At 36.8% G+C, this 12,705-nt stretch carries 11 protein-coding genes and 1 tRNA gene; 8 read left to right on the top strand and 4 right to left on the bottom strand.

Annotated features, from left to right (window positions below):
- The first annotated feature begins 225 nt into the window (after positions 1–225).
- The 3 genes from ABE34_RS11535 to ABE34_RS11525 are packed head-to-tail and all read left to right on the top strand — an operon-like array spanning position 226 to position 2,416.
- Complete coding sequence (locus ABE34_RS11535; protein ID WP_197142622.1) at positions 226–933, top strand: amino acid ABC transporter permease; 708 nt, start codon at positions 226–228, stop codon at positions 931–933.
- A gap of 12 nt (positions 934–945) precedes the next feature.
- Complete coding sequence (locus ABE34_RS11530; RefSeq protein WP_197142621.1) at positions 946–1,647, top strand: amino acid ABC transporter permease; 702 nt, start codon at positions 946–948, stop codon at positions 1,645–1,647.
- Positions 1,648–1,660: 13 nt separating this feature from the next.
- Positions 1,661–2,416 (top strand): amino acid ABC transporter ATP-binding protein, encoded by a 756-nt coding sequence (locus tag ABE34_RS11525; RefSeq protein WP_197142620.1) that lies wholly within the window; start codon positions 1,661–1,663, stop codon positions 2,414–2,416.
- A gap of 56 nt (positions 2,417–2,472) precedes the next feature.
- On the opposite strand, the gene helD is transcribed toward ABE34_RS11525, so the two are convergent.
- Complete coding sequence (helD, locus tag ABE34_RS11520) at positions 2,473–4,779, bottom strand: RNA polymerase recycling motor HelD (RefSeq protein ID WP_197142618.1); 2,307 nt, start codon at positions 4,777–4,779, stop codon at positions 2,473–2,475.
- Between the two features lie 665 nt (positions 4,780–5,444).
- Between helD and ABE34_RS11515 the strand changes: the two genes are divergently transcribed.
- The 3 genes from ABE34_RS11515 to ABE34_RS11505 all read left to right on the top strand — a co-directional run bounded on the left by ABE34_RS11515 (position 5,445) and on the right by ABE34_RS11505 (position 7,229).
- Positions 5,445–6,401, top strand: a complete 957-nt coding sequence (locus ABE34_RS11515) for an ATP-binding protein (RefSeq protein ID WP_197142616.1) — start codon at positions 5,445–5,447, stop codon at positions 6,399–6,401.
- Between the two features lie 23 nt (positions 6,402–6,424).
- Positions 6,425–7,060, top strand: a complete 636-nt coding sequence (locus ABE34_RS11510; RefSeq protein WP_197142614.1) for an RNA ligase family protein — start codon at positions 6,425–6,427, stop codon at positions 7,058–7,060.
- A 98-nt stretch (positions 7,061–7,158) separates the two neighbouring features.
- Positions 7,159–7,229 (top strand) — tRNA-OTHER (locus tag ABE34_RS11505).
- 104 nt (positions 7,230–7,333) lie between these two features.
- Here the strand turns inward: ABE34_RS11505 and ABE34_RS11500 are convergent.
- On the bottom strand, positions 7,334–8,524 hold the full coding sequence (locus tag ABE34_RS11500) for a coenzyme F420-0:L-glutamate ligase (protein WP_197142612.1): 1,191 nt from the start codon (positions 8,522–8,524) through the stop codon (positions 7,334–7,336).
- A gap of 226 nt (positions 8,525–8,750) precedes the next feature.
- Between ABE34_RS11500 and ABE34_RS11495 the strand changes: the two genes are divergently transcribed.
- Positions 8,751–9,671, top strand: coding sequence for a LysR family transcriptional regulator (locus ABE34_RS11495; protein WP_197142610.1), 921 nt, complete (start codon positions 8,751–8,753; stop codon positions 9,669–9,671).
- A 380-nt stretch (positions 9,672–10,051) separates the two neighbouring features.
- On the opposite strand, the gene ABE34_RS11490 is transcribed toward ABE34_RS11495, so the two are convergent.
- The gene (locus ABE34_RS11490) at positions 10,052–10,933 is read right to left on the bottom strand and encodes a LysR family transcriptional regulator (RefSeq protein WP_197142672.1); all 882 of its coding nucleotides are present in this window, start codon (positions 10,931–10,933) and stop codon (positions 10,052–10,054) included.
- 113 nt (positions 10,934–11,046) lie between these two features.
- Between ABE34_RS11490 and ABE34_RS11485 the strand changes: the two genes are divergently transcribed.
- Positions 11,047–12,066, top strand: a complete 1,020-nt coding sequence (locus ABE34_RS11485; RefSeq protein WP_197142670.1) for a YeiH family protein — start codon at positions 11,047–11,049, stop codon at positions 12,064–12,066.
- Positions 12,067–12,184: 118 nt separating this feature from the next.
- On the opposite strand, the gene ABE34_RS11480 is transcribed toward ABE34_RS11485, so the two are convergent.
- Positions 12,185–12,520 carry a heme oxygenase gene (locus tag ABE34_RS11480; RefSeq protein ID WP_197142608.1) on the bottom strand — a complete coding sequence of 112 codons (336 nt, stop codon included), beginning with the start codon at positions 12,518–12,520 and terminating at the stop codon, positions 12,185–12,187.
- Positions 12,521–12,705: the final 185 nt, after the last annotated feature.

Raw genomic sequence — 12,705 nt, 5'->3', positions numbered from 1 at the left:
AGGGCTACTTGACTCCCGCGGGAAAGCGAGACAGACGAGACCCTGAGGCCAACATGATGTTGGTCACGAAGGCATTGTCACAGGACGTGACGCATTTAGCCTTCGTTCCTTTAGCGAGGGAAGCGGCTCGTCACGGAAATCAGCGTCTTCTACTTAATTTTTGTAATTAAAAATGGCTAATCAACACACCTCTTATTGTACATCTATATAGAAGTTGGTGAGGAAATGGAGAAGTATTTTGATGCATCATACATTTGGAACTCAATTCCTGTATTATTGCCGTTTTTAAAAGTGACCTTCCTAGTCGCAGGATCTTCCATTGTACTAGGTACAATATTTGGCTTATTATTAGCGGCTGCCAAGTTAAGCTCGATAAAATTGCTGCGAAAATTAGCGAACTTATATACAACGATTATGCGTTGTACACCATCTATCGTCTTATTATTCCTCGTCTATTATGGTGTTCCAGCGTTAGCGGAAAACTTCGGCATAAATCTCCACTCGATTGAAACAGCCATTTTCGTAGTTGTAACGTTCACTTTACAGTTTGCAGCGATTATGTCAGAAGTTATTCGTTCTGCTTATTTAGCGATTGATAAAGGGCAATTTGAAGCAGCTGTTAGTGTAGGATTAACGCCATTCCAAGCTTATCGCCGTATTATTTTCCCGCAGGCACTCGTTATCGCTTTACCGAACTTTGGGAATGGAATGATTGCGTTATTACAAGAAGGAGCGCTCGCTTATACAATCGGTTTAATTGATATTGTCGGGAAGGCAAATTTAATTATCGCAAGTAATATTAATGCGCATGCATTAGAAATATATATTGCTTTAGCGATTGTTTATTGGGTGCTGTCGATTATTATTGAAAAATTCTTTGCTATGCTAGAAAAGTTCTTTGGTAAGGGGAAAAAGACATTAGAAACAACGTAAGGAGGCGAAACCATGAATTATCAATTTTTAGTTGAAACATTTTTTGTCGCATTATCAGGTGTACCTATCGCACTCCTTGTGACAATTGTTGCTATGCTTGTTGCTTTACCACTAGGCTTCCTACTAGCACTAACACGGGTCAGTAAAATCCCGGTGATCAATCATATAGCAAAGATATATGTCTCCTTTGTCCGAGGTACACCGATAATCATTCAAATCTTTATTATTTATAGTAGTATCCCGTTACTACTTAAAATGATCTTTGAAAAATATAATATTGCCTATGATATTTATAAAATCAATCCGATTTGGTATGCATTTATCGTCTTCGCATTTAGTACGACGGCAATTTTAATAGAGGTATTTCGTTCTGCTTTAAGTACGATTGAAAAAGGTCAGCTAGAGGCTGCTCATTCAGTAGGCTTAACAACATTTCAAGCTTATCGCCGTATTATTATTCCACAGGCATTAGTAGTAGCGATGCCGAATATTTGTACAGCCACAGTCAATCTCATTAAAGCAACGTCTTTAGGCTATGCAATGTCCTTACCTGAAATTACATTAAAAGCTAAAGTAGCTGCCAATGTTGGCTACAATTATGTGGAAGCATATATTGATATTTTCATTGTGTACTTAATTTTATGTAGTACGGTTGAATACATTTTTAAACGATATGAAAAACATTTAAGTAAATTCAAAGTGGCAAAAGCCTAAGGGGTGAACGAGTATGTTAGAAATTAAAAATATTCATAAATCATTTGGTAACAATGAAATTTTAAAAGGTGTCGATTTAGCTATTGATAAAGGAGATGTTGTCGTTATTTTAGGTCCCAGCGGCTCGGGAAAAACAACATTATTACGTTGCATTAACTTTTTAGAGAAAGCCGACCAAGGACATGCGACATTTGGCGATATCCAAGTAGATTTTCAAAATGCGAAGAAGAAGGACGTACATTCCATCCGACAACGTGTGGCCTTTGTATTCCAAAACTACAATCTTTTTACGAATAAAACAGCGCTAGAAAATGTGACAGAAGGGCTTATTATAGGACGTAAAATTCCAAAGGCAGAAGCCATAGATATTGGCAAAAAAGCGCTTGATAAAGTAGGTTTATCAGAAAAATATGATGCCTATCCAAGTCAATTGTCCGGAGGTCAGCAACAACGAGTCGGTATTGCACGGGCAGTAGCGTTAAATCCTGATATTATTTTATTTGATGAACCGACTTCTGCGCTTGACCCAGAGCTAGTAGGAGAAGTCCTTCAGGTTATGAAAAACATTGCAGCAGAAGGGACAACGATGCTTGTTGTCACACATGAAATGGGCTTTGCAAAAGACGTAGCCAACCGAGTCATTTTTATGGACGGTGGTGTCGTTGTAGAAGAAGGAAGCCCTCATGATATATTTGTTAATCCGAAAGAAGAGCGCACAAAGAAATTTTTAAAACGTGTTATTCCTGAGGATTATAATTACTACATTTAAAAAAGAGAATCTGCTAGCCTTTAATCGAAGCATGCAGATTCTCTTCTTTATTGAAATTAAAGTTTTAAAAAATGGGTTAACTCATTAATGGAATAGATATGCAATTCGTGCATTGCTCGTGTACAAGCTGTGTAGAAATAATTACGTTCTGTTTCTCTAGAATAATTAGTTGCAGAAGCATTGTAGAGCAAGACAGCATCGAACTCAATTCCTTTTGCCATATAAGCTGGTAACAGTAAAATTCCTTTTTTAAATTGATTAGTATGATGGGTAATGAGTTGAAGATCTACGACGTCTTTCATTTGATCAAACACCTTCGTACACTCTTGTTCTGTTTTGCAGATGACTGCAATAGTTTCGAACTTTAGGGACAAGCTGTTAATGTTTTCGACAAGTTTTTCAATTAAATCTATTTCATTTGGAACAATCGTGATAGTCGGTTCGGGACCAGTTCGATTAAAGGCTTCTACTTTTGCGTCCTCATGTAAAATCTTCGAAGTAAGGTGAATAATTTGTTTTGTTGAGCGATAACTTTTCGTTAATATTATTTTTTCTGCTTGTTCACCATACAATTGTGGCGTCAGCAGGGAAGGGTTTTTAAAGGTATGAGGATGGATAGTTTGATGTCCATCGCCTAATATAGTCATACGTGCACGTGGGAATAATTGTTGTAATACAAATAGCTGAAATGGAGAATAGTCTTGTGCTTCATCAACTAAAACATGACGAATCATCGTATTTGTTCGTTGACCTTCTATTTTGTCCTGCAAATATAAAAATGGAGCGGCGTCTTCATATGAAATAATGCGCTTTGTTAAATTTGGGAGTGTTTGTTGACAGATTTCTTCCCAATGGTCGGGCAAAAAGTTCTGTAATTGCTGATGTATAGTATTGTTCATATCAAACAGTTGACGATAAATGCCTAACAAATGAACGAACTTTAATTGTTTCACAGATTGACGAAGTGGCTTGAGCTGTTTTTTGACAATTTGGATAGCTATTTTCTTGCGCTCTTGCTCAAAATCATCAAAGGAGTTTTCTGAAAAGCGACCTTCATGTAAAAGTTCACTATAGGTTTTTGTATATTCTTCAATGTCTAACAGTTCACTAGCTTCTTCTACCCATTCTTTTGTCCGTTCTGCCTTTTCAATTTTTGATAATTGTTGTAACAACCATTCTTTCACTAACTGCAGTCGATTTGGGATCGGCATTGTGACATTGAACGAATAAAAGTACTCAGCGATTTCTTGCGCTGTAATAATTCTTTCTCCTCGAAAAACAATGTTTTTAAATAGCAAACCGTCATTGGCAAGGTACTCTATATATTTGTCCATCAATTCTCGATATTGGAGGCTAGCTTTAAAAGAAATAATCGCAAGCTTCGTTTGGTAGAGCGAGTCATCTTGCTCTGTTAAAAGAGACTCCAATTGCTCATAAGGATATTCTAATTGGAACTGTCGACCTAAACGTTTTGTTGCATATTCGGAGAAGGTTAATTGCTGCATATTATCTTCACCTAAATCAGGTAAAACGGTATGAACATATTGATTAAAGAGCTGATTAGGTGTAATCAATAAAATTTGATCAGCAGTAATTTGGTCTCGATAATGATACAACAAATAAGCAACGCGTTGGAGAGCAACTGCTGTTTTTCCACTACCCGCGACACCTTCTACGATGAGATAAGGCGTGTTGACATGTCGAATAATTTTATTTTGTTCGGCTTGAATCGTTGCTACGATGCTGCGGATATGTTCATTTGCATTTTGAGCGAGAATATCGAGTAATAAATCATCACCAATTGTTAGACCAGTATTAAACATTGATTGTAATTTGCCATTTTTAATGATAAATTGCCGTTTTAAAAGCATCTCACCTTGGATTTCTTCAGTCGCCGTTTCATAAGTAGCCGGGCCAGGTGTGAAATCATAATACATACTTGATATCGGGGCTCGCCAATCATAAATTAGTATGTTTTCATTCGCTTCATCCATTAAGGTTGCTACACCGATATAAATCTTTAAAGGTTCGTTTTGCCCATCCTGTAAAAAATCAATGCGAGCAAAATAGGGTGATTGCAGTAAACGGTCATAAGTTTTTACATCCTTGATGGCACGTTGCTGAGCATGTTGAGAATCGGATAAGAGCTCCGCCTGTTGTTTAATAGCATAATAAGTTTCGTCTATATCCTCAGGAGTATCTAAATTCACTCTGACGTCATCCCAAAAGGTTTTCTTTAATGTTAAAACATTGTCTCTAACATCCTTTTCCTTTTGTAGTAACTCCTCTTTTTTGTGACCAACTGTATTTAAACAAAGAACAAGATACTGATTTTCTTCTGTCCATTCATATTGCTTTTCCAATGTTACTCACATTCCTTTCAATATGGATTTAGAATCGGGAAATTTATCATACAGCTAGTTTGGGAAGAAGTATAGTCTAGTAATTTTGGCAAATTTATGATATAATAAAGTTATAACATAAAATCAAATTTTTAATAAAAAGGCTGTTCCGCAAAAAAAGTGGAGCAGTCTTTTTTGTAGTCGAATTTTCCTCTTTGAAAAATGTTGCTTTTTATGGATAGTCTCCAAAATTTTGGTATGACATCATGTATATAAGTTGATCTCCGTTCTGGCCGGGCGCTTTCCTTGGGTGTCCGATGGGTGTTTTCTATGCGAAAGTGTAGTGCTAACGCAGTGTCAGTGAATGATGTTGGTCATGAAGGCGTCATCGCAAGACGTAATGTTCTTAGTCTTCGTTCTAATACTCGGTCCGGGGGCTCATCTGTGACCAATGAGTTGCCTGGCCTCTGCTCCGGTTAACTTATATTCATGGTATACGTTTCAACAAATGCTATGTCCAATTTATATCATTTTAACCCCCGAAAATTAATCTCTATACTTTACAGTTAAGTGGATGATTGATTTTTTATGAATAACAGCTCCGTGAATAATAAGAATAGACGTTAATTGCCAACTAAAGAATGTGTTTTTATAAACGATATAGACACTTGAAAGGGGGTGAGAAAATGAAGGTGATATTTACGGTTGGGTTACCTGGAAGCGGCAAGAGTACGTTTGTTAAAGGGCTAGCGAAAAGTGAAAATGCAGTTATTCTTTCGAGTGATGCCATACGTCAAGAGTTATTTGGTGACGCTTCAAGACAGAAATCGCGAACAGTATTTCGTGTGTTGTATGAGCGTTTAAATGAATTAGTGGCTAAAGGTCAATCTGTCATTGTTGATGCAACAAATATCGAACGGGAACGCAGGATATTTGCACTAGGTAAATTGTCTGGTGATGTGAGGACGATTTGTTATTATTTTGATACTCCTTATACATTGTGTATAGCAAGAAATCAACAAAGGAAGAGAAAAGTTCCGTTAGTGATAATGGATAAAATGAGGAAGAATTTAGAGTTTCCGATATTGGGAGAAGGATTTGACGAGGTGCATATTGTACATGAAGCGAGTCCGTATGAAATCTCAAAAGAGCAATTTCTTTCGCTAATCCGAAGCGAACCCACATATGATGAGCTTTTTCAAAAGTTGAAATCAGTCCAACTATTTAAAGAGATTTATCAATTTAATCAAGAAAATCCTTATCATCAATTTTTACTTTGCCAGCATACGTATTTTGTTTATGAATATATGAACGAATACTATATGGAAAGTGACAAGTTAGCACTGCAGATAGCTGCTTTATTCCATGATATAGGCAAACCGTTTTGTAAAAAATATAAAGAATTACAACAAAGATATGGATATTATGGACATGAAAATGTATCTGCTCAAATGGTATGCCATTTTTTATTAGAGCTTGGTTTTGAAGAAGACTTTGTTTTAAAGGTGATTAATTTAGTGCAATTTCATATGTTAATTCAATATGGAGGTGATAGGGGATCAAGTAAGATTTATCATTTATTAGATGGTGACTTATTAACAAAGCTTTATTTCTTTCGAGAAGCAGATCAATTTGCGAAGTAGATGTAAACAAAGGAAGTGAGTTTATGACCAATTTGATGAAATATCCAAGAAGCTTTCATTTGCCGTGGAGTAGAGGATATACACACGATGACAAGGTTGCTAAAAATGTTGATCATTTTATTGGAAAAGAGGTTGTTGTAACCGAAAAATTAGACGGGGAAGGAACAACACTTTATCAAAACTATATGCATGCTAGAAGCTTAAATTCAGGAGATCATCCGTCGAGGCATTGGGTGAAAACGTTTCATGCTACATTTGCCTTCCAGATTCCAGAAGGTTGGAGATTATGTGGTGAAAATATTTATGCCAAGCACTCCATTTACTACAATGAGTTAACTAGTTACTTTTATTTATTTAGTATTTGGAACGAAAAAAATATTTGTTTAAGCTGGGATGAAACAGTCCGTTATGCAGCTGAATGGGGGATTGAAACGGTACCTGTATTATATCGAGGTATTTTCGATGAGGAAAAAATAAAGAAGACATTTACAGGGAAATCACTTCTTGGGGGTGAGCAGGAAGGGTATGTTATTAGAAATGCAGCTGCCTTCCATTATGATGATTTTCGATATAACCTGGGGAAATTTGTGAGACAGAATCATGTTCGAACAAGCGAACATTGGTTAAATGAAGAAGTGATTCCTAATCAATTGAAATAAGTATGATTTGAAAAGGTAAAGTATACCTAACTATAAAACAAAAGGACTGAGAAAAATGTAATTCTTAAAGTATGAAACTAATAAAATATAATAAATATGAGGAAGTATGCAGTGGTAGCATGTCCCTTTACGGAATAGGGATTTACAGGTTCGATTCCTGTCATCCTCACTAAATGAAATAATAAACTTGGACATAGCGTCAGACATTGAAGCGTGTACACTATATAAAAAATGAACGCCCAAGTAACATGGGCGTTCATTTTTTATAGCTTATTATTTTGTATAGTTATCGAAATAACCTTGAATATAAATCATTGGTGTTCCTTTGTCACCTGAACCAGAAGTTAGGTCAGATAGTGAACCAATTAGGTCTGTTAAACGACGAGGCGTTGTCCCTTGAGCGGCCATTTGCCCAGTTAAATCTGCATCTTTGTTTTGGATATACTCAGAAATGGCTGCTTTTAATTCTTCGCCGCGAAGTTCCGCAAAATCGTTATCCGCTAAGTATTTTAGTTTTACTTCGTTTGGTGTGCCGTCTAATCCAGCTGTGAAAGCTGGAGAAACAACAGGGTCAGCTAACTCCCAAATCTTGCCCACAGGATCTTTAAAAGCACCATCACCGTAAACCATTACTTCAACTGTTTTACCAGTAGCTTCTTTGATTTTTGCTTGGATGCCATCAACGATTGGTTGGCAAGTATGTGGGAATAATTTTACGCTATCTTCAGTAGCTTTATTTGAACCAAGTAGACCGTATTCTGCATTAAAGCCAGAGTCTTTATTGGGCTCAGATAAAATATTATCAAGACTGTATACTTTTTCAGCACCATTTGCCGTTAAAATACGTTTTGTACGTAAGCGTGTATGAATATCACATGTTAAAATGCTCTTCGTGAAATCTAAAATTGTTTTTGGGTTGTTTGAAAAGATAACTTCACAAGACGCGCCTTCAGCTTCAATTAGTTCTTTATAATATTCAATATAATCTACGCCTGTAAATGTATGTTTTTTATAGCCGAAATGCTCACGGAAATCAGCCTCAGTTAAAGTATCTGTCCAAGGATTAATCCCTTTTACATCTAGCTCATCGATATCAACTAGGTGGTTCCCAACTTCATCAGATGGATAGCTAAGCATAAGAACAACTTTTTTAACGCCTTTTGCAATACCGCGTAAGCAGTTAGCGAAGCGATTGCGGCTTAGGATTGGAAAAATAACACCAACAGTATCATCACCGAATTTAGCAGCTACGTCCGCTGCGATGTCATCGATGGATGCATAGTTACCTTGTGCACGCGCTACGACAGATTCTGTTACTGTAACGATGTCACGATCTTCAATTGAATAGCCTTCTGTCTTTGCTGCGTTTAATACTGTATCAACAACGATTTGCTCAATATTATCGCCTTCGTTAATAATCGGACCACGAAGACCTCTTACTACTGTACCAACTACACGTTCCAAAATAATCTCTCCTTATTAAATAGATAAATGTATGATTAATAGTTATGCCTTGGCATAATTGCGTCTGGAACCGGCTGTGGGTATTACAAAAGACGCCTTGCCGATTCTTTTCGCCTACTGAAAAAGTTAAATATTGTGAAATTAAACCAATATGATTTTACTATACGCCTCTTTAGTGGTATAAGTAAAATTAATAGTTCGTATAATAGCTATAAGAGGTGCTTATATGATAGGGAAATTAGATTTATATCGCGTTTTTAGTATTGTTGCTAAAAATAATAGCTTTTCAAGTGCTGCTAAAGATTTATATATGACTCAACCAGCTGTTAGCCAAGCTATGATGCAATTAGAAAAGGAGCTCGGCACACGTCTTTTTAATCGCACACCTAAAGGGGTGACATTAACAACTGAAGGCAGCCTTCTGTATGAATATACAAATTCAGCATTAGGCCTGTTAGATGCTGGCGAGGAGAAGCTGCTAGAATTTAAAAATTTAACAACAGGTCAGTTGAAAATTGGGGTAGGAGATACCATTTCTCGTTTCTTTTTAATGCCTTATCTAGAGGCGTTTCATACGATGTATCCAAATATAAAATTACAAATGTTAAATGGAACGACTTTGGAAATTTGTAATTTTATTAAATCTGGTGAGGTTGATATAGGACTTTGCAATTTTCCGATAGAAGATCCGACATTAAAGCTAACCGCTTGCACGGAGGTCCAAGATATTTTTGTATGTGGAGAGAAGTACAAAACATTGGCTTCAAAAAGTATAAGCTTTGAGGATCTGCTAAAGTTTCCACTTATTCTTTTAGAGAAAAAATCTAATTCAAGAAAGTACGTAGAAGATTATTTGATTGCAAGAGGAATCCACATTGAACCTGAGTTTGAGCTTGGTTCACATGATCTAGTGCTTGAATTTGCACGAAGTAATTTAGGAATTGCCTGTGTAACGAAAGAATTTTCTAAGGATTATTTGCAACGAGGCCTGTTATATGAGTTAACATTAACAGAAAGTATTCCAACACGAAGCATTGGCATGTGTTATTTGAAAAGTGTGCCCTTATCTCGAGCAGCCTTGAAATTCGTAGAAATTATTGAGCAAAAGCAGGAGCGTAAACGTATAAACCCAAGAACTTTAAAGTGAGATTAGCAAGTAGTGTCGAAAAACAAAATGGTGAAGAGAATCTATGGGCGTCACATTAAATAAAGGAAGGATTTTCTGCGAAACGAGAAGTTGATTCCGACTGGGCGCTTTGTTGCTGCCGCTTCGCTTTCGCACAGTTAAAACATTTGTTGCTGCCGCTTCGCTTTCGCACAGAGCAAAGCTTCCTGGGGGCGTCGGGGCAACAGGATGTTGGTCACGAAGGCGTTATCACAGGACGTGATGCTTTTAGCCTTCGTTCCCCTATCGCTGATCCCCAAGGAGTCGCCCAGTCTCCACTCCAATCAACTGCTTCACATAGTATATACCTTCTGATACATAATAACTTTTCAACAACATGAAGCTTAGCGAATTACTAGTCGCTAAGCTTTCTTTAATAATGCCTCTATAAGAGTGTCAACATTGCGTTTGTTTTTCATTGTAGGTGAGTACAAATAAGAAAATGTTCGTGTAAAATGTTGATCCTCGAGAGGTAAGGTTTTTATATCGTTATTTTTTAATTCACGCTCAATGACACTAGCGGACAGTAATGAAAATCCAAGCCCTTGAATCACGCTTTCTTTCACACCTTGATTACTACTAATAGTAAGAAGTGAACGTACTTGGAGCCCGTTTGCTCTAAATAAATGATCTAAGTAATATCGTGTGCCAGAGCCATCTTCACGTGCAACCCAATTTTGCTGCTGTAAGTCCGCAACCGTAATAGTTGGTACCTTTGCAAGAGGGTGATTACTCGCACTGACAATAAATAATTCATCTTGCATAAACGGATGAATAATAAGTTCATGGTCGTGTGCCTGTCCTTCAATAAGACCGATATCGACTTGTAACAATTTTGTATATTGAATGATTTCTTTCGTATTGCCAATAATAACTTGAAGCTCTAGCTTGGGGAATTGCTGTTGTAGATTAGCTATGATAGGAGGCAAAATATATTCGCCAATTGTAAAACTAGCCCCAATTACAAGCGTCCCTTGGATTTCATGATGATAGGTTAAAATATCTTCCTTTGCTGCTTCCGCAATTGCCAGCATCTGTTTAGCTCGTTTATATAAAATTTCTCCAGTTGGGGTGATTTGTACAGATTTTGGTGAACGGCTAAACAAGGTCGTTTGAAATTCTCGTTCTAAGTTTTTAATGTGTAAACTGACACTCGGCTGTGAAATATGAAGTATTTCGGAGGCTTTCGTAAAATTATTGACTTCCACCAGTGTGATAAATGTTTTTAAAGCATCATACTGCATATCGTTACTCCTATCATTAGAAATATTAATAATTGCCATTATATATATGTATTTTACTAATGATTAACTTTCTAATAAAGTAATAATCATCAAGGATGAAAGAAGTGAACAACATGGATAATGGACAACGTAGGTTAAAAAGTTTCCTAACCCCTGCGTTTATGAAGGGGATATTGTTGACACTCATTATTGCCTTAGTGGCGAAGTATATTTCGACATTTCCGTTCTTCTCAATATTAGGGCAGCTTGTCATTGCCATTATATTAGGTATGGCTTGGAGAGCAGCCTTTAAGGTGCAGGATACTTGGCAAATAGGCATCACATTTTCAAGTAAAAAATTATTACGCCTCGGCATTATTTTATTAGGTATGCGTTTGAATTTAATGGATATTTACAATGCTGGAGCGAGTGTCTTCCTTATTGCGTTTATTAATCTAGTATTTGCTTTACTTGTTGTATATGGCTTAACGAAGGTATTTCATGTCGATAAGAAACTCGGTATATTAACAGCTTGTGGCACAGCTATTTGTGGAGCTGCTGCCGTTGTCGCTATTGCTCCTCAAATTAAAGCAAATGAAAAAGAGACAGCAGTGGGCGCAGCGATTGTTGCATTATTAGGGACTGTATTCACATTAGTCTATACGGTGTTATATTCCGTATTTAATTTAACCCCTACTGAATATGGTATTTTTGCGGGAGGCACTTTACATGAAATTGCTCATGTTATTGCAGCAGCCTCTGCTGGTGGGAATGAAGCAATTGATATGGCGGTTATTGTTAAGCTAACACGTGTCGCATTGCTTGTACCGGTAGCCATTGTCATCGGTATTTTATATCGGAGAATGGACAAGAAGCAGGAAAAGGAAGGATTTTCACTGTCAATCATTCCATGGTTTATTCTCGGGTTTTTAGCGATGAGTGCTATTAATTCGTTAGGGATCGTACCAGCTAATGTAGCGCAAACCTTTGTAAATACCGCTTATATTTTAATCGGAATGGCAATGGCCGGACTAGGTTTAAATGTAGACATAAAAACCTTTAAACAATTAGGTGTAAAGGCGTTTATTGCCGGACTGATCGGTTCGGTTTGTTTATCAATACTTGGATATATTTTAGTTATTTTCATGCGATAAAGTATTAAAAAACCTGCATTTTTAAAAATGCAGGTTTTTTTTAGATAGAATCAGAAGATATGTTAGTTATTATCCCTCTTCCTCGCAAATAGTGAGGATAGGAGATACAAATTAAAAGTTAGCGTAATGCTTCAATTGAAGAAGCTAATTCAGCTATAACTATTTTGCTACCGATCATTGGACTGTTTTCGGGTTTTCCTCCCTCAGAGCTTTGTCCAGGACGGTGATGTGCCGCAGCGAATGCATCGCTATTACGCCAAGCTTGGAAATGCTCCTTAGTCTCCCAGTACATATTGACGCTCATTTCGTCATAAGTCGGATCATCAGTTGAAACTAGTACCTCTACTTTATGGAAGCCTTCGAACTGTTGTAGAGGACCTGGTTTTGTAAAGTTCGGTGCCATTTTTGCAGCAAAGCCGGGTTTGACTTGAATACGATTTGTAACAATAATCATGCTTTTCCCCCCTAATCATTTTGTTTAGTAAATCTACTATATGAATGAATTATCATTGATTATCATTCGCAATCAATGATAATTGGCTTAGGAAGACATTGTCAATAGATTTAAATTGTAAATAGCTCGATATTTGAAGTGTTGGAACCATACATGGAAATATACTTTGCTATAAGAATGAACAG

Origin of the sequence: Lysinibacillus sphaericus (genome assembly GCF_015844675.1) — a bacterium.
GTDB lineage: Bacteria > Bacillota > Bacilli > Bacillales_A > Planococcaceae > Lysinibacillus > Lysinibacillus sphaericus_E.
The sequence above is the reverse complement of the archived record's forward strand: the minus strand, read 5'-3'. Positions and strand labels throughout refer to the sequence as shown.